This window comes from Microbacterium lacus, assembly GCF_002812805.1.
Classification (GTDB): domain Bacteria; phylum Actinomycetota; class Actinomycetes; order Actinomycetales; family Microbacteriaceae; genus Microbacterium; species Microbacterium lacus_A.
Genome location: NZ_NMUM01000037.1, coordinates 74,805 through 91,578 on the forward strand (window position 1 = coordinate 74,805; position 16,774 = coordinate 91,578).

At 68.2% G+C, this 16,774-nt stretch carries 14 protein-coding genes and 1 pseudogene; 1 reads left to right on the forward strand and 14 read right to left on the reverse strand.

The features are described from left to right. Positions 1-5: 5 nt before the first annotated feature. The 6 genes from argF to CGU34_RS13110 form a co-directional block, all read right to left on the reverse strand. Positions 6-929: an ornithine carbamoyltransferase gene (argF, locus tag CGU34_RS13085; RefSeq protein ID WP_036301911.1), complete on the reverse strand. Its 924-nt coding sequence runs from the start codon at positions 927-929 to the stop codon at positions 6-8. Beyond that, on the reverse strand, positions 926-2,170 hold the full coding sequence (locus CGU34_RS13090; RefSeq protein ID WP_036301909.1) for an acetylornithine transaminase: 1,245 nt from the start codon (positions 2,168-2,170) through the stop codon (positions 926-928). Before CGU34_RS13090 ends, argF begins: the two co-directional genes overlap by 4 nt. Next, entirely contained in the window at positions 2,167-3,084 is a 918-nt protein-coding gene (argB, locus tag CGU34_RS13095; protein WP_036301908.1) for an acetylglutamate kinase, read from the reverse strand. Before argB ends, CGU34_RS13090 begins: the two co-directional genes overlap by 4 nt. Further along, a complete protein-coding gene (gene argJ, locus CGU34_RS13100; RefSeq protein WP_100814348.1) occupies positions 3,081-4,238 on the reverse strand; it encodes a bifunctional glutamate N-acetyltransferase/amino-acid acetyltransferase ArgJ in 1,158 nt (385 codons plus the stop codon). The genes argB and argJ overlap by 4 nt, the downstream gene beginning before the upstream one ends. A 97-nt stretch (positions 4,239-4,335) precedes the next feature. Then, positions 4,336-5,472 (reverse strand): N-acetyl-gamma-glutamyl-phosphate reductase, encoded by a 1,137-nt coding sequence (locus tag CGU34_RS13105; protein ID WP_036301905.1) that lies wholly within the window; start codon positions 5,470-5,472, stop codon positions 4,336-4,338. A gap of 361 nt (positions 5,473-5,833) precedes the next feature. After that, entirely contained in the window at positions 5,834-6,811 is a 978-nt protein-coding gene (locus CGU34_RS13110; protein WP_100814349.1) for an NAD-dependent epimerase/dehydratase family protein, read from the reverse strand. A 155-nt stretch (positions 6,812-6,966) separates the two neighbouring features. On the opposite strand from CGU34_RS13110, the gene CGU34_RS13115 reads away from it, so the two are divergent. Then, positions 6,967-8,106 carry an AAA family ATPase gene (locus CGU34_RS13115; protein WP_036301947.1) on the forward strand — a complete coding sequence of 380 codons (1,140 nt, stop codon included), beginning with the start codon at positions 6,967-6,969 and terminating at the stop codon, positions 8,104-8,106. A 37-nt stretch (positions 8,107-8,143) separates the two neighbouring features. Here the strand turns inward: CGU34_RS13115 and pheT are convergent, their stop codons facing one another. The 8 genes and pseudogenes from pheT to CGU34_RS13155 all read right to left on the reverse strand — a co-directional run bounded on the left by pheT (position 8,144) and on the right by CGU34_RS13155 (position 16,656). Beyond that, complete coding sequence (pheT, locus tag CGU34_RS13120; protein ID WP_100814350.1) at positions 8,144-10,684, reverse strand: phenylalanine--tRNA ligase subunit beta; 2,541 nt, start codon at positions 10,682-10,684, stop codon at positions 8,144-8,146. Continuing rightward, positions 10,684-11,724: a phenylalanine--tRNA ligase subunit alpha gene (gene pheS / locus CGU34_RS13125; protein ID WP_100814351.1), complete on the reverse strand. Its 1,041-nt coding sequence runs from the start codon at positions 11,722-11,724 to the stop codon at positions 10,684-10,686. Before pheS ends, pheT begins: the two co-directional genes overlap by 1 nt. 46 nt (positions 11,725-11,770) lie before the next feature. Continuing rightward, the gene (locus CGU34_RS13130) at positions 11,771-12,676 is read right to left on the reverse strand and encodes an amino acid ABC transporter permease (RefSeq protein ID WP_100814359.1); all 906 of its coding nucleotides are present in this window, start codon (positions 12,674-12,676) and stop codon (positions 11,771-11,773) included. Next, on the reverse strand, positions 12,673-13,329 hold the full coding sequence (locus CGU34_RS13135) for an amino acid ABC transporter permease (protein ID WP_100814352.1): 657 nt from the start codon (positions 13,327-13,329) through the stop codon (positions 12,673-12,675). The genes CGU34_RS13130 and CGU34_RS13135 overlap by 4 nt, the downstream gene beginning before the upstream one ends. Positions 13,330-13,393: 64 nt before the next feature. Beyond that, the gene (locus tag CGU34_RS13140; protein ID WP_100814353.1) at positions 13,394-14,290 is read right to left on the reverse strand and encodes a glutamate ABC transporter substrate-binding protein; all 897 of its coding nucleotides are present in this window, start codon (positions 14,288-14,290) and stop codon (positions 13,394-13,396) included. Between the two features lie 68 nt (positions 14,291-14,358). Then, positions 14,359-15,129, reverse strand: a complete 771-nt coding sequence (locus tag CGU34_RS13145; RefSeq protein WP_100814354.1) for an amino acid ABC transporter ATP-binding protein — start codon at positions 15,127-15,129, stop codon at positions 14,359-14,361. A gap of 52 nt (positions 15,130-15,181) precedes the next feature. Continuing rightward, a pseudogene (locus tag CGU34_RS13150) lies at positions 15,182-15,358 on the reverse strand (TrmH family RNA methyltransferase); the annotation flags it as partial. 56 nt (positions 15,359-15,414) lie between these two features. Beyond that, positions 15,415-16,656 carry an IS256 family transposase gene (locus tag CGU34_RS13155; RefSeq protein WP_100809640.1) on the reverse strand — a complete coding sequence of 414 codons (1,242 nt, stop codon included), beginning with the start codon at positions 16,654-16,656 and terminating at the stop codon, positions 15,415-15,417. Between the last annotated feature and the right edge of the window lie 118 nt (positions 16,657-16,774).

Consider the following 16,774-nt stretch of genomic DNA (forward strand, 5'->3'; position numbering starts at 1 on the left):
TCCGCTCAGGCCTGCTGCAACAGCCACACCAGCAGCGCCTTCTGCGCGTGGAGCCTGTTCTCGGCCTCGTCCCAGACGACCGATTGAGGGCCATCTATGACGTTCGCGTCGACCTCGTACCCGCGGTCGGCGGGCAGGCAGTGGATGAAGATCGCATCCGGCTTCGCGAGCGCCATGGTCTCTTCGGTCACCTTGTAGGCGCCGAGATCCCGCAGGCGTGCGATCTTCTCCTCTTCCTTACCCATCGACACCCAGGTGTCGGTCACGATGACGTCTGCCCCGGCCGCGGCCTCGACCGGATCGGTGTAGAGCGTGACCGAACCGCCGGTTGTCGCCGCGATGCGATCCGCATCGGCGACGACGTCCTCGCGGGGCGAGTAGTCCTCGGGCGATGCGACGCGCACGTGCATTCCGGCCGTCGCACAGGCCAGCACGTACGAGTGGGCCATGTTGCTCATGCCGTCGCCGAAGAACGTCAGCGTCAGCCCCTTCAGCGCACCCTTGTGTTCGCGGATCGTCAGCAGATCCGCGAGCAACTGGCAGGGGTGAAAGTCGTCGGACAGCGCGTTGACGACGGGCACCCGCGTGTCCTGGGCCATCTGTTCCAGCCCCGCCTGCGCATATGTGCGCCAGACGATCGCCGCGACCTGACGCTCGAGCACGCGCGCCGTGTCGGCGGGGGTCTCTTTGCCTCCGAGCTGACTGTTCGCGGTCGAGATGATGAGCGGCGTTCCCCCGAGGTCGGCAATGCCGACGGCGAACGAAACGCGCGTGCGGGTCGAGGACTTGTCGAAGATCACCGCGACGGTCTGGGGCCCGGCGAGCGGCTTCTGGGCCCAGCGATCCTTCTTCAGCTCGATCGCAAGATCGAGGATCTCGGCCTGCTCGGCCGCGGTGATGTCGTCGTCGCGCAGGAAGTGGCGGGTCATGCGGGAACCTCCGTAGGTTCGGGCGTGGATGTGGATTCGGATGTCTCGATCAGCAGTGCGTCCGCGACGGTCGAGAGGGATGCGGCGAAGAGTTCGAAGAACTCCGCCACCTCGGCATCGCCGATCGTCAGGGGCGGCGCGAGGCGGATCGTGTCATCGTTCGCGGCGTTGACGATCAGGCCGTGCTCTTGTGCCGCCGCGACAACGGCCTTCGCGACCGGATGCGTCAACGCCACGCCGATCAGCAGGCCCTGGCCGCGGGTCCCGGCGATCAGGGGTGAGCCGAACGCCTCGACGCCGGCGCGCAGTTCCGCGCCCCGGGCCGCCGCGTTCTCGACGAGTCCGGCGCGCTCGATCTCGCCGAGGACCGCGCCTGCGACCGCCGTACCGAGGGCGTTGCCGCCGAAGGTCGAGCCGTGCGTGCCCGGGTAGAAGAGGTCGCTGGCCGCGCCGAACGTGATGAGAGCCCCGATCGGGAATCCGCCGCCGATGCCCTTCGCGACCGTGATCGCATCGGGCGTGATGCCTTCGTGCTGAAATCCGAACCAGCGCCCGGTGCGACCGGCACCGGTCTGGATCTCGTCGATGATCAGCAGCGCACCGTGCTTCTCGGTCAGTTCGCGAGCCGCGCGCAGGTACCCCTCGGGCAGTTCGACGACGCCGGCCTCGCCCTGGATGGGCTCCACGACCAGGGCCGCAACATCACCCGCGGCGAAGGCATCCGTCAGCGCTTCGATCGTGGCAGGAAGGTGGTCGACACCCGGCACCATGGGTAGGAAGTCGGCCTGCATGGCGGGCTTGCCGGTCATGGCGAGCGTGCCCATCGTGCGCCCGTGGAACGCGTTCTCGAGCGTCAGGATGCGGGTCAGGCCCGTCTTCTTGCCGTGCAAGCGGGCGAGCTTGAACGCCGCCTCGTTGGCTTCGGCGCCCGAGTTGCCGAAGTACACGCGCCCGCTCTCGCCCGTCGCGGCGAGCCGCTTCAGACGCGCGGCGAGCGCAAGCTGCGGCGGTGTCGCGAAGTAGTTCGAGACGTGCGCGAGGGTCGACGCCTGCACCGTGATCGCGTCGACGAACACCGGATGCGCGTGCCCCAGCGAATTGACCGCGATGCCGGCCAGGAAGTCGAGGTAACGGCGACCGGAGTCATCCCACAGCGCACAGCCCTCGCCGCGGACGAACAGCGCGAGCCGATCGCCGAAGCTGCGAACCAGGTCCTTGCCCGCGTCATCCTGCCAACTCATCCCGCCACCACCTCTGTTCCGATTCCTTTGTGTGTGAAAACTTCGACCAGCACCGAATGCGGCACACGACCGTCGATGATCGCCGCCGTGTCGACGCCGCCCTCGACCGCGTCGAGGCACGCCTGCATCTTGGGGATCATGCCCGACTCGAGCGTCGGCATCATGTCTCGCAGGCGCGACGAGGTCAGGTGCGAGACGAGCGAGTCGCGGTTCGGCCAGTTCGCGTACAGCCCCGGTACGTCCGTCAGGACGATGAGCTTGGTCGCACCGAGAGCGACCGCGAGAGCGGATGCCGCGGCATCCGCGTTGACGTTGAGCGACTGGCCGGGGCGGTCAAGGTCCGGCGCGATGCTGGATACCACCGGGATGCGTCCCGCCTCGAGGTGATCGTGGATGGCCGTCGGATCGACCTCGACGACATCGCCGACGTTACCGAGATCGTGTTCGACGCCGTCGATCGTCACACCGCGGCGACGCCCGCCGAACAGGCCCGCGTCCTCGCCGCTCAGCCCGCTCGCGAACGGGCCGTGCGCGTTGATACGACCCACGAGCTGGGGGTTGATCTGGCCGGTCAGAACCATCCGCACGACCGAGATCGCGTCGGTGTTGGTCACGCGGTAGCCGCCCTTGAATTCGCTCGGGATCGCGAGCCGGTCGAGCATCGCCGAGATCTGCGGGCCCCCGCCGTGCACGACGACCGGTTTGACCCCGACGAAGCGCAGATACGCGATGTCTTCCGCGAAGCTCTCCTGCAGTTCTTCCGAGATCATGGCGTTGCCGCCGTATTTGATCACGATGATCTGGTCGCGGAAGCGCTTCAGCCACGGCAGCGACTCGATCAGCACGCCCGCCTTGGCGGCAGCCTCTTCGGGGCTGGTGTCTTGGATGTCGGTCGTGCTCGTCGTATCGCTCATGAGCTGTACGCGCTGTTCTCGTGGACGTAGTCGTGCGTCAGGTCGTTGGTCCAGATCGTGGCCTCGGCGGCCCCGGACTTGAGGTCGATCAGGACATGCGTCGCACGCGGGGTCAGATCGACCTCTTCCCGCGGGCGGTCGGGGCCGCCCTGGCTGCAGACGCGGACGCCGTTCATGCTCACATCGACGTCGTACGGATCGAACGCGGCGTCCGTCGTGCCGATCGCCGCGAGAACCCGGCCCCAGTTCGGGTCGTTGCCGAAGATCGCCGCCTTGAAGAGGTTGTTGCGTGCGACGGAGCGGCCGACCTCGACGGCGTCGTCTTCGGATGCGGCGCCGGTGACCTCGATCGTGATGTCGTGGCTCGCTCCCTCGGCGTCACCCTGCAACTGGGTCGCGAGGTTCGTGCACACCTCGCGCAGCGCCTGTGTGAAGGCATCCGGGTCGGGCGTGACACCCGAGGCGCCGCTCACCATGAGGGTGACCTGGTCGTTGGTCGACATGCAGCCGTCCGAGTCGAGCCGATCGAAGCTCACCCGGGTTACGGCACGCAGGTGCGCATCGGCCTGCGCCGAGGTGAGGACGGCATCGGTCGTGATCACGACGAGCATCGTCGCAAGTCCCGGCGCGAGCATCCCGGCACCCTTCGCCATCCCACCGATCGACCAACCGTCACCCTGAACGACGGTCCGCTTCGGGTGCGAATCCGTCGTCATGATGGCGAGGGATGCGTCTTCCCCGCCGTCCGCGGTGAGCGCGGCAATCGCCTTCTCGGTGCCGTCGAGAACCTTGGCGCGGAAGACCTCGTCGCCCGTGCCGATCAGTCCGGTCGAGCAGATCAGGATGTCGCCCGAGCTGACGTCGAGCAACTCACCGGCTTTCTCGGCCGTCTGGTGCGTCGTCTGGAAACCGAAGCTGCCCGTAAAGCAGTTCGCCCCGCCCGAGTTCAGGACGATCGCCTCGACGACGCCGTCCTTCACCGCCTGTTCGGACCAGAGGATCGGGTTGGCCTTGGCGCGGTTGCTCGTGAACACGGCCGCGCCGACCTTGAGGGGCCCGCGGTTGACGACGACCGCGACATCCTGCTTGCCCGTCGATTTCAGCCCCGCAGCAACGCCGGCCGCCTCGAACCCCTGGGGTGCGGTCACGCTCACGGTGCCACTCCGTTCATTTGTTCCTGCATGTCCCGACTTTTCACCGCATGGCACCCCGGAAGGGTGAAAAGGTGGGACATCGGGCGGATGGGTGCGCTCACGGTGCCACTCCGTTCACGCTCAGGCCCGTGGCCTCGGGAAGGCCGAGGGCGATGTTCATCGATTGGATCGCGGCGCCCGCGGTGCCCTTGACCAGATTGTCGAGCGCCGTGACGACGACGACCCGGTTCGCGGCCCGGTCGATCGCGATACCCATCAGAGCGGTGTTGGCGCCGAGCACGTCGGCCGTGCGGGGGAACTCACCCGCGGGGAGGAGCTGGACGAACGTCTCGTCGCCGTACGCCGCCTCCCAGGCGCCCCGAATGTCTGCGTCGGACGCGCCGGGCACGATCGGGGCCGAGCTCGTCGCGAGGATGCCCCGCGCCATCGGCACGATGACCGGGGTGAACGAGATGCGAATGCCCTCGTCCGCGTGCTCAGTCGCCAATGCCTCGGCCACTGAGCTTGTCGAAGTGACCGCCCCGGCCGCCACTGAGCTTGTCGAAGCGACCGCTCCCGCCGACCGCGCCGCGGCGAGCGCCTGCCGTATCTCGGGAATGTGCCGGTGCGTGCCGCCCACCGCATACGGGTTGGCGGAGCCCAGGATCTCACTCGCGAGCAGGTTGGTCTTGAGGCTCTTGCCTGCGCCGCTCGGCCCGACGGCGAGCATCGCGACGACGTCGGACGGATCGATCACTCCGGCCGCGACCCCCGGTGCGAGGCTGAGGCTCACGGTCGAGGCGTTGCATCCGGGCGCCGCGATCCGCGTCGCGCCGACGAGCCGGTCCCGCTGCGTGCCACCATCGACGGGCAGCTCGGGAACGCCGTAGGTCCAGGCTTCATGGAAGTCGCCGCCGTAGAAGTGGTCCCACGCGCTGACGGACTCGAGCCGATGGTCGGCCCCGCAGTCGATGACGAGCGGGGTGTCGGCGAGCGCCTCGGTGTACTGTCCCGACTGGCCGTGCGGCAGGGCAAGGAAGACGATGTCGTGACCGGCGAGCGTCTCGGGCGTCGTGTCCTGCAGCGTGAGGTGCGCGAGCGAGCGCAGGTGCGGCTGGTGCGCGACGAGGGGCTGGCCCGCGTTGGAGTGTGCGGTCACGGTGCGGATTTCGACATCCGGATGCGCCGCCAAGAGGCGCAGCAATTCGCCGCCGGCATAGCCGGAGGCGCCGGAGACGGCGACCTGATAGGGCATGGTTTCAACCTTAGAGTCTGGGACGGTGCGCCCCTGCCCGACGGGCAGGATGCGGTACAACGCGCTGTTTACAGACGGCGACACCGTTCGCTCGACCCACCGGGGCGGGGAGCGCGGGGTCGCCTAGAGTCGGCGTCCGTCCAGACGTCGGCGCACACCAGCGGAGCTCACGGGGAGCGTCTCGAGGTTGGTGGCGGCCGAAGGCATGGGCCGACAGTAGCCGCCGGGCCGCGGCATCCGCAAATCCGAGCGCGGCTTGAGTCATTGAGCGTCGGAGATCTGGCGACCGTCGGATGCACACCGGCGCGCGGCTCCGACCGCGGCCGGATCTCCGACCTCCGCCGGTCTTGGGTACCGCGCGTCAGCGCGCCAGCGCGGCGAGGAGCTCGAGTTCGTCGGGGCGGGAGAGACCGGCCTTCCGTTCGCGGTCGAGCCCGCGCATCCGCTCGTCCGCGAGAGCGCGCTCGAGGGTGTCACGGATGCCTCGCAGCCGACCGCCCGCGGCGCGGTACACGGCATTCGAGCGCGTCATGAAGCCGGGCATGCCGGGAGGTAGCCAGAGCGGCAGCGAACGCGGCCCCATCCAGGGCGCCACATCCCGTGCGGTCAACCGCTCCCCGTCAGCCTCGACGAGCGGGCCCGTGTGCCCGGCGACAGCACGGGCCAGCGAGAGCATCTCGCCGAGCGGCATCGAATCTCCCACCGCGTTTGCCGTGCCGCGCCAGCCGTCTGCCCCGCGTTCGACGATGAAGGCAGCTAGGTCGTCGACGTCTATCACCTGCGCCCGTGCGGACTCGAGAGGCGGAGCGAGCACCGGGTCGGCGCCGGCGAGAGCGAAGCGCCCGACCCAATACCCGAAGCGGTCGGTGGGATCGCCCGGGCCGACGATCAGTCCGGGACGCACGATCGCGGCGCGGTCGCCGATGTCCGAACGGACGGATGCCTCAGCCGCGGCCTTCGCACGGGAGTAGTCGTACTCGTCGTCGGGCGTGCCCGGTACAGCGGGTTGACTGAGTGGTGCGCCCTCGTCCGCGCCGATCTCGTCGTTGCCCGCGTAGGCCGACACCGACGAGACGTACGTCCAGTGCCGAACCTGGGGCGCCAGAGCCGCCAGGGCCGCCGCGACGTGGTCGGTATCCGAAGAAATGTCCACGACCTCGTCCCAGTCACGCCCGACCACGTCGTCATAGGCACCCGGCTCTGACCGATCCGCTGCGATCAGCTCTGTGCCGTCCGGTGCGGGTCGCGTTCCACGGGCCAGGCAGGTCACGGCGGCCCCGGCATCCGTCCACCGTCGCGCGATCGCTCCGCTCAGCCATCCGGTGCCGCCGAGAATCAGAAACGTCGGTCATCCCGCCATCCCAGCAGACCACGCAGCCGCCGCGCACCCCGTTCCGCCACGGGCGGACGCCCCTGCCGGCCCGGTCCCGTGTCGGGGTCGGGGACAGGAGGGCGGTGGTGGCGACGTCGGATGCCGCGGGCAGACTGGAACGCGTGATCCAGACCGTGGCTGTCGCCGGATACCGATCGCTCGTCGACCTGGTCCTGCCCCTCGGGCGCTTGACCGTCGTGACCGGAGCGAACGGGACGGGCAAGTCGAGCCTGTACCGGGCGCTGCGGCTGCTCGCCGCGGGCGCCTCGGGGGACGCCATCGGCGCGATCGCCGAGGAGGGCGGGCTCGACTCCGCACTGTGGGCGGGTCCCGAGACCCCCGGCGGCGCGGGAGCGCAGGGGACGGTGCGGCGCGGACCCATCTCGCTCCGCCTGGGGGTGGCGACCGACGACCTGGGCTATCTCGTCGACTACGGACTCCCCCAGACCGACAAGCTGAGCGTCTTCGCCCGCGATGCCGAGATCAAGCGCGAGCAGATCTTCGCCGGCGCCGTCGCGCGACCAGCCACGACTCTCGTCGACCGCACCCGCGCCGCTGTGCGCGTGCGCCGCGACGGATGGGTCGACGCCGAGCAGCGGCTGGCACCCTTCGAGAGCATCCTCACCGACCTCGGCGACGGCGACGCCGCGCCCGAGACGCTATCGGTGCGAAGAATGCTGCGAGCCTGGCGCTTCTACGACCACTTCCGGACGGACCGGGATTCCCCCGCGCGGCATCCGCGGGTCGGCACACGCACGCAGACCCTCGCCCACGGAGGCGAGAACCTCGCAGCCGTCTGGGCGACGATTCAGGATGCCGGATACGGCGATGCCCTCGCACGCGAGGTGGCTCGGGCGTTTCCCGGCGGACACGTCGAGGTGGCGGCATCCGGCGGCCTCTTTCGCCTGCTGATGCACCAGCCGGGCTTATTACGACCGCTCGAGACGACCGAACTGTCGGACGGCACGCTCCGCTACCTGCTGCTGTGCGCGGCCCTGCTGCCGGCCCGACCCGCCCCCCTCCTGGTGCTGAACGAGCCGGAGTCGAGCCTGCATCCTGACCTGCTCGATCCGCTCGGGGCGCTGATCAACGCGGCATCGGACGAGAGCCAGATCATCGTCGTGACGCACGCCGACCGGCTCGCCACGGCGCTCGCGAACTCCGGCGCCGACATCGTGCGGCTCGAGTCGACGGGCTACGGCACACGAATCGAGGGCCAGGGCATGCTCGATGTCCCGGCCTGGCACTGGCCCTCGCGCTGACCAGACCTGGCCGCCCCGCAGGGGGTCCCGCCGGGTGTCAGTCCCGGATCGTGGCGCTGAAGCGCTCGGCCGCGACTGCGACTCCCGCGAGCTTGGCATCCGTCGCCTCGGCCGCCGTGAGCGTCCGATCCGGGGCGCGGAAGCGCAGCGCAAACGTCAGGCTCTTGGACCCTTCGGGCACACCCGTGCCGCGATAGTCATCGACCAGTCGAGCGGATTCGAGCAGCTCGCCCGCACCGAACTCGAGCGCGGCGCGCACCTCGGCGGCGGGAACGTCCGCATCCACGACGAGCGAGACATCCTGCGTCGCGGCGGGAAAACCCGACAGCGACGCCGCGACGACACGCGACGACACGAGCGAGAGCAGCAGGTCGAGGTTCAGCTCGGCGACGATCACGCGACCCGGAAGATCGGATGCCTCGGCCACCGCCGGCAGCAGTTCGCCGACGTAGCCGACCTCGACACGCGTCTGATCAGGTCCGCCTACCGAGAGCACACCGGTTCGGCCCGGGTGCAGCGCCGCCCGAGCGCCCTGTGCGACGTCGACCGATACTCCCGCGGAGGCCGCGATGACGCGCACGGCGTCGAGCGCCGCACCGAGGTCGGCGGGCTCGGCCGCGCGGCCCGGCTGCTTGGGGGCCAGGTTTCCCGTGAGCAGCACGGCGACGTGTCGCGGCTGCGGCGGGATCGACGCGTTCAGCTCGGCCAGGACCTCGTCGCTCGGCCGTTCGGCCAGCGGCGGAACGAACGACGTGCCGTACTCGACCCCGGGCTCCGGCAAGAACACGCTGCCGGTCTCGAAGATCGCCAGATCCGTGAGCCCGCGCGAGAGGTTGCGGTGCGCCGCCTGCAACAGTGCCGGAATCAGCGAACGGCGCAGGAACGGCGCCTGGCCGTCGAGCGGGTTCGCGAGCTTGATGCTCGGCAGGTGCTCACCCGAGACCGAACCGTGCAGGTCATTCAGGGCCTCGGTCGTGAAGGGGAACGACGGCGTCTCGACGAAGCCCGCCGCGGCGAGCGCGTTGGCAACACGACGTCGGCCCTGCTGCGCCTCGGTCAGCCCGCGACCCGACGGCGGGGTCGGCAGCACCGAGGGGATCTGGTCGTAGCCCTCGATGCGGGCGACCTCTTCCGCCAGGGTCCACTTGTCGGTCAGGTCGGGGCGCCACGACGGCGGCGTCACATCCCAGCCCGCGGAGCTGTCGTCGACGACGCATCCGATCATCTCGAGCGCACCGCGCACCCGCGCGGGCTCGTAGTCGACGCCGATGACGCCCGACACGAACATGGACGGCAGTGCGATCGCCGGCCGCTGGTAGGTCGTGAACAGGGCGCCGCCGAGCGAGTCGGCCGCGCCTCCCGCGAGCTCGACCATCAGGTCGACGACGCGCTGCGCCGCGACGAACGGGATCAGCGGATCGACACCGCGCTCGAAGCGACGGGATGCCTCGGAGGGCAGCTTGTGCCGACGTGCCGTGCGTGCGATCGAGACGGTGTCGAAGATCGCGGCCTCCACCAGCACATTGCGGGTCGCGTCGCTCATCTCGGTCGGGCCGCCGCCCATGACGCCCGCGAGACCGATGGGTCCCGAGTCATCCGTGATCAGCAGGTCTTCCGCGTCGAGCGTGCGGTCCTTGCCATCGAGCGTCGTCAGGTGCTCGCCTGCGCGCGCCCGGCGCACGGTGATGCCACCCGAGAGGGCATCGAGGTCGTACCCGTGAATCGGGTTGCCGAGCTCGAGCATGACGTAGTTGGTGATGTCGATCAGGATGCCCAGGGACCGGATGCCCGCAAGCGTCAGGCGCGCGATCATCCACGGCGGGGTGGGGGCCGTGGCATCGACCCCGCGCACGACGCGCACCACGAACTCCGACGCGCCCACGCGCCCACGGATCGGGGCGTCGTCGGCAACGGCCACCGCGAAGCCGGAGCCCGGCTGGACCTCGCCCCACGGCCGCAGGCCCGGGTCGCGGAACGCCGCGCCGGTGGAGTGCGAGTACTCGCGCGCAACACCGCGCATCGACAGGGCGTACCCGCGGTCGGGCGTGACGTTGATCTCGACCGCGACGTCGTCGAGTCCGAGAAGCGCGATCGCATCCGTGCCGACGGGCGCGTCGATTCCGAGTTCGGACAGGCGCAGGATCCCCGCGTGCTCGTCGCCGAGGCCCAGCTCCTTCGCCGAGGCGATCATTCCGTCAGACACATGGCCGTACGTCTTGCGCGCGGCGATCGGGAACGGCCCGGGCAGCACGGCACCGGGCAGGGTCACGACGACCTTGTCGCCGACGAAGAAGTTGCCGGCGCCGCAGACGATCCCGTGCACGGCCGGCCCGCCATCCGCGGCGGTCTCGCCCTCGGGGGCGACCTGAACCTGGCACCAGCGGATCGTCTTGCCGTTGGACTGCGGCTCGGCCTCGAACGAGAGCACCTCGCCGACGACGACGGGACCCGTCACCTCGAACCGGTGCACGTCCTCTTCTTCGAACCCGACGCGCACGAGCGCCTCGAGCACGTCTTCGGGCGAAGCATCCGTCGGCACATCGACGTATTCACGCAACCATGACAGCGGAACGCGCATCAGACCACCATCCCGAACTGTTCGCTGAAGCGGACATCACCCTCGGCCATGTCGCGCATGTCCTGCACGTCGCTGCGGAACATCAGCGTCCGCTCGATTCCCATCCCGAACGCGAAGCCCGAGTACACCTCGGGGTCGATGCCCGCGGCGCGCAGCACGTTGGGGTTGACCATTCCGCAGCCACCCCACTCGATCCAACGCGCGCCGCCCTTGAAGGTCGGGTGCCAGAGGTCCAGTTCGGCCGAGGGCTCGGTGAACGGGAAGTAGTTGGCACGGAAGCGCGTCTTGGCCTCGGGCCCGAACAGCACGCGCGCGGCGTGGTCGAGCGTGCCCTTGAGGTGCGCCATCGTGATGCCCTTGTCGATCACGAGCCCCTCGAACTGCGTGAAGACCGGCAGATGCGTCGAGTCGAACTCGTCGGTGCGGTAGACCCGACCCGGGCAGAGCACGTAGATCGGGATGTCGCGCTCGAGCATCGAGCGCACCTGCACGGGGCTCGTGTGCGTGCGCATCACGAGGTGGCGGTCGATGGGATCGACGAAGAACGTGTCCTGCATCTGACGGGCCGGGTGGTCAACGTCGAAGTTGAGAGCGTCGAAGTTGAACCACTCGTGCTCGAGCTCGGGGCCCTCGGCGATCTCCCACCCCATGCCGACGAAGATGTCGCTGACCTGGTCCTGCAAGAGCGTGAGCGGATGCCTCGCGCCCACGCGCGTGCGGGACGCCACCGCGGTGATGTCGATCCGCTCCGCCTCGAGACGGGCGGCCGTCTCGGCCTCAACCAGCTCTTCCTCGCGAGCGGCGAACGCCTGCGCGACGCGCCCACGGGCCTGACCCATGAGCTTGCCGAACTCGGCCTTCTGCTCCTTCGGCACGTCGCGCATGCGGGAGTTCAGCTGCGCGAGGGGCGATCCCTCCCCCGCGTGCGCGGCGCGCGCGGCCTTGAGCTCTGCGGTGTTCGTCGCGGCGGCAACGGCTGCGAGGGCCGCCGATGCCGCGGATTCGACCGCCTCGGGCGTGATCTCAGGAGTGTCAGACACGAGAGGCGAGTCTACCGGGGCCGGATGCCTGGGCTCCGCCGCTTGATTAGCGCGCCGGGCCGCGGGGCTCCCCGCCCTGCGCCACGATCAACTCGGTGTCGGTGCCCTGCTGTAAGGGCGGGTTCGCGGCAGCGACGGCCCCGCCACCGGGCGAGCGTCGCAGGCGCTTCTCCACCGTTGTCGCGATGAACGACAGCAGCAGGCAGAGCCCGATATAGATGACCGCGACCACGATCGTGGACGGGATGATGGGCGAGTCCAGCGACGGCTGCGACCCGAGGTACTTGGCATAGAAGAGCAGCTCGGGGTACGTGATGATGAAGCCGAGCGCGGTGTCCTTCAGGGTCACAACCAGCTGGGCGATGATGACGGGCATCATGGCGCGGACCGCCTGCGGGAGCAGAACGAGACGCATGACGCCCGCTTTGCGCAGCCCCAGGGCATACCCGGCTTCGCTCTGCCCCCGAGGCAGGGACTCGACACCGGCGCGGATCACCTCGGAAAGCACGGAGCCGTTGTACGCGACGAGCGCGATGACGACCGCCCAGTAGGGCGAGACACGAACGTCGATGACCGGTAGCCCGTAGTACAGCAAGAACATGAAGATCAGAACCGGCACGGCACGGAGGAACTCAACCACGGCGGTGAAAGGAACGCGGATCCAGGCGTGATCGGACATCCGTCCGATCGCCAGGACGAATCCGAGAACGATCGCACCGACCGCGGCCGCGCCGAAGGTGCTCAGGGTCGCGAGCGTCGCGGCCCCGATGTTCAACCACACATTGGCGTACGTGAACGCCGACCACTTCTCGGCCGTGAACTGCCCCGTGTCGATGAGACGCCAGACGAAATATCCGACGATCACCGCAATCACGATGACGGTCAATACCCCGAGCACACGGTTGCGCGCCATCGCGCGGGGGCCGGGGACGTCGTACAGGACACTGCTCATCGCGCGACCCTCCATCGGTTCTCCAGCGATCGCTGTGCCCACGAGAGCAGCAGCACGAGGGCCACGAAAATCACCATGACCCACACGATGACGATGAGCTGGTTCTCGCCGCGCTCGCTCAGGTAATTGCGGAGCGAGCCGAGATTGACCACGCCGAACCCGGCGGCGACCGTGGTGTTCTTCAGAAGCGCGATGAAGACACTCATCATCGGCGGAATGACCGAGCGGAATGCCTGGGGCAGAACCACGAGCGACATGACCTGGCCGAAGGTGAGGCCGAGGGCACGCGCGGCCTCGGCCTGCCCGATCGGCACGGTGTTGATGCCGGACCGGATCGTCTCGGCGACATACGTGGCCGTGTAGACGCCGAGGGCGCAGATGCCGAGTGTCAAGGACACCGCCGAGGTCAGGCGAAGTCCGAGCAGCGGAGGCAGGGCGAATACGAACGCAAAAAAGACGAGCGTCAAAGGCGTGTTGCGGATCGTGTTGACGTAGAGGGTCCCCACCCCGCGGGCGATCGGGATCGGTGAGACGCGCATGGCGCCGACGATGATCCCGAGCACGAGCGCAAGGAGACCGCCCGCGAGGAAGAGTACGAGCGTTCCGAGCAATGTCTCGACCCACAGGTCGGAATTGTCGATGATGACTCCCACGAGTCCTCCTCTCGGGTCGGGCGAAACGGAACTCGGGGGCGGCGCGAACGCCGCCCCCGAGGGATCACTCGTCTACAGCGGGCTGGTCGCCACTGATCCCGGCGGGCGCCAGGTGCTGATCGAACAGAGCGGTCCAGACATCCCCACCGTCGGTGAACAGCGTGTTGATCCAGTCCTTCAGAGCCGTGTCGCCCTTGGGCAGGCCGACGCCGTAGCGCTCTTCACTGAAGGGCTCGCCCGCGATCTTGAGGTCGTCCGGGCGCTCGGCGACGTAGCCGGCCAGGATCGCCTCGTCGGTGGTGATGGCATCGACCGAACCGGCGACAAGCTGCTCCACGCACTGCGAGTACGTGTCGTACTCGACGGTGTCGCCCGGGTTGTACTCGTCGCGAATGCGCTGGAGCGGCGTAGAACCGGTGACGGAACAGACGATCTTGCCCGCCAGGTCCTCCGGGCCGTTGATCTCTTCGTCATCGGCCGCGACCAGCAGGCCCTGGCCGGTGATGAAGTACGGGCCGGCGAAGTCGATCTGCTCCATGCGGCTGTCGGTGATCGAGTAGGTACCGACGTAGTAGTCGATGTCGCCGTTCACGATTGCCTGCTCGCGGTTGGCCGACGGGATCGTGACGTACTCGATCTGGTCCTCGTCGAATCCCAGCGACGCCGCGATCCAGCGCGCGATGTCGACGTCGAAGCCGGAACGCTCACCCGAAACGGGGTCTTCGATCCCGAGACCGGGCTGGTCGTTCTTGACGCCGATGATGACGCCATCGCGCTCGACCATCGCGTCATAGGTGGGGCTGTCGGCGAGGTCGACGTCGGTCGCGACCTCCCAGAGAGCTTCGGTGGCGTCGCCACTCTCGTCCGGTGATGCCCCCGGGGTTCCGCTGTTACAAGCGGAGAGGGTGAGCAGGGCGGCCGCTGTGAGGCCGATTCCTGCGAGAATCCGTGTCTTTCGCATGTGATTCCTCCTGGTTTCGTATCGGTCGTACGTTCCGTATTCGACGTTCGGGTCGTGCGAATCACTGGTTAGTGGGTCAAGAGCTTGGAAAGGAAGTCCTTCGCTCGATCGCTGCGGGGGTTCGTGAAGAATTCCTCGGGGGTGGCCTCTTCGACGATGAGCCCCTCGGCCATGAAGACGACGCGGTTCGCTGCCTTACGAGCGAAACCCATCTCGTGCGTCACGACGATCATCGTCATGCCATCGCTCGCGAGCCCGACCATCACGTCGAGGACCTCGTTGATCATCTCGGGGTCGAGTGCGCTCGTCGGCTCGTCGAACAGCATCACCTTGGGGTTCATGGCGAGCGCGCGGGCGATAGCAACGCGCTGTTGCTGACCGCCACTGAGCTGGGCCGGGAGCTTGGATGCCTGGACCCCGACGCCGACGCGGTCGAGCAGCACCTTCGCCTCACGCTCGGCATCGGCCTTCTTCATCCCGCGGACCTTGATCGGTCCGAGGGTGACGTTGTCGAGGATCGAAAGGTGCGCGAAGAGGTTGAAGGACTGGAAAACCATGCCGACGTCGGCACGGAGCTCGGCCAGCCCCTTGCCCTCTTTCGGCAATTCCTTGCCGTCGATCGTGATCGTGCCGCTCGTGATGGTCTCGAGCCGATTGATCGTTCGACACAGCGTCGACTTTCCCGAGCCAGAGGGGCCGATGACAACGACGACCTCGCCCTTGTCGACCGAAAGGTTGATGTCGGTGAGCGCTTGGAATTCGCCGTAGTGCTTCTGAACATCGCTCAGAACGACGAGGGGAGTTCCCGCTTTGGCGGTTGTCGTACCGGAGTCAGCCATCGGCTCACCATATGAGCAGAACCGCCTGATCGTTAGTACCTTGACACGACCTTCACCCGTTCGTAATCGAACCGGAACGTTGGGCGAACGCGCTCTCGTAGAGGCATACGCTCGCCGCGGTCGCGAGATTCAGCGACTCCGCGCGGCCATAGATGGGCAGCCTCAGGGCCAGATCGGCGAGTGTGAGCGCCGAATCCTCGAGACCGCGCGCTTCATTCCCGAAGAGCCATGGGTCAAGTCCTGGGACGTGGTGTATCGGTGATCGTGTGATCCCTCGTGTCGAGGTCAGGCTGTGAGGGCCCGAAGGTCGGGTTCGATCACCTCCTCTGTGGTGGGTTCGCCGACGCGGCGTGCGGCGGCGAGGGCGTCGAGGCCGAGGTAGCGGCGTTGCTCGGCCCACTCGTCGTGTTGCTCGGCGAGGACGGCGCCGACGAGCCGGATGATCGCGTCGCGGTTCGGGAAGATGCCCACGACGTCGGTGCGGCGGCGGATCTCCCGGTTGAGGCGTTCGTTCGGATTGTTGGACCAGATCTGCCGCCAGATGCTCTTCGGGAACGCGGTGAACGCGAGGATCTCCTCACGTGCGGCCTCGAGGTGCTCGAACGACCTGGGGAGCTTGTGCTCGAGCGCGTCCAGGACGCGGTCGAACTGGGCGTGCACGGACTCCGCGTCGGGCTGGTCGAAAACCGTGCCCAGCAGGGTCTTCACCCATGGCCACGAGGACTTTGGGGTCACGCTCATCAGGTTCGCCGCGTAGTGGGTTCTGCACCTCTGCCAGGACCCGCCGACGGTCGCGCCGATCGCTGCGACCAGACCTGCGTGTGCGTCGGACGTGACGAGCTTCACGCCGGTCAGGCCTCTCGCGACGAGGTCGCGCCAGAACGTCAGCCAGCCGGCGCCGTCTTCGGTCGAGTTGACTTGCAGACCGAGGATCTCGCGGTAGCCGTCGGCGTTCACGCCGGTCGCGACCAGCACCGCGACCTTCACGACCCGGCCGCCCTCGCGGACCTTCATGGTGAGCGCGTCGGCGGCGACGAACGAGTACGGGCCGGCGTCCAACGGCCGGGTGCGGAACGCGGTCACCTGCTCGTCAAGGTCGCGCGCCATCTCCGACACCTGCGACTTCGACAGCCCGGTGATCCCGAGGGTCTTCACCAGGTCATCCATCCGACGGGTGGACACGCCGAGGAGGTAGCTGGTCGCGACCACGGTGGTCAGTGCGGCCTCCGCGCGGCGGCGGCGTTCCAGCAGCCACTCCGGGAAGTAGGTGCCCTGCCGGAGCTTGGGGATCTTCACGTCGATGGTCCCGGCGCGGGTGTCGAAGTCGCGGTGGCGGTAACCGTTGCGACGGTTCACCCTGTCGTCGCTGATCGTGCCGTAAGCGGCGCCGCAGATCTGGTCCGCGTCCGCGGATAGCAGCTGGTTGATGAACGTGCCGAGCATCTCCCGCAGCAGATCGGGAGACGCCTGCGCGAGGTGGTCTTCGAGGAAGCGGGCAGGGTCGATATCGTGGGGTGAGACGGTCATCGTCGGGGTCCTTTCGAGATGGATGTGAAGAGTTCTCTCGAAGGATCACGCGGTGACCGTCGCTACGTCCGCAGCGACACGGTCACCCGATCCGTACACCACCTTGCCGGACGCCACC

Coding starts and splice junctions, on each gene's coding strand:
- argF (WP_036301911.1), bottom strand. CDS start 929: ATGACCCGCCACTTCCTGCGCGACGACGACATCACCGCGGCCGAGCAG.
- CGU34_RS13090 (WP_036301909.1), bottom strand. CDS start 2,170: ATGAGTTGGCAGGATGACGCGGGCAAGGACCTGGTTCGCAGCTTCGGC.
- argB (WP_036301908.1), bottom strand. CDS start 3,084: ATGAGCGATACGACGAGCACGACCGACATCCAAGACACCAGCCCCGAA.
- CGU34_RS13105 (WP_036301905.1), bottom strand. CDS start 5,472: ATGCCCTATCAGGTCGCCGTCTCCGGCGCCTCCGGCTATGCCGGCGGC.
- pheT (WP_100814350.1), bottom strand. CDS start 10,684: ATGCGCGTTCCGCTGTCATGGTTGCGTGAATACGTCGATGTGCCGACG.
- CGU34_RS13130 (WP_100814359.1), bottom strand. CDS start 12,676: ATGAGCAGTGTCCTGTACGACGTCCCCGGCCCCCGCGCGATGGCGCGC.
- CGU34_RS13140 (WP_100814353.1), bottom strand. CDS start 14,290: ATGCGAAAGACACGGATTCTCGCAGGAATCGGCCTCACAGCGGCCGCC.
- CGU34_RS13145 (WP_100814354.1), bottom strand. CDS start 15,129: ATGGCTGACTCCGGTACGACAACCGCCAAAGCGGGAACTCCCCTCGTC.
- CGU34_RS13155 (WP_100809640.1), bottom strand. CDS start 16,656: ATGACCGTCTCACCCCACGATATCGACCCTGCCCGCTTCCTCGAAGAC.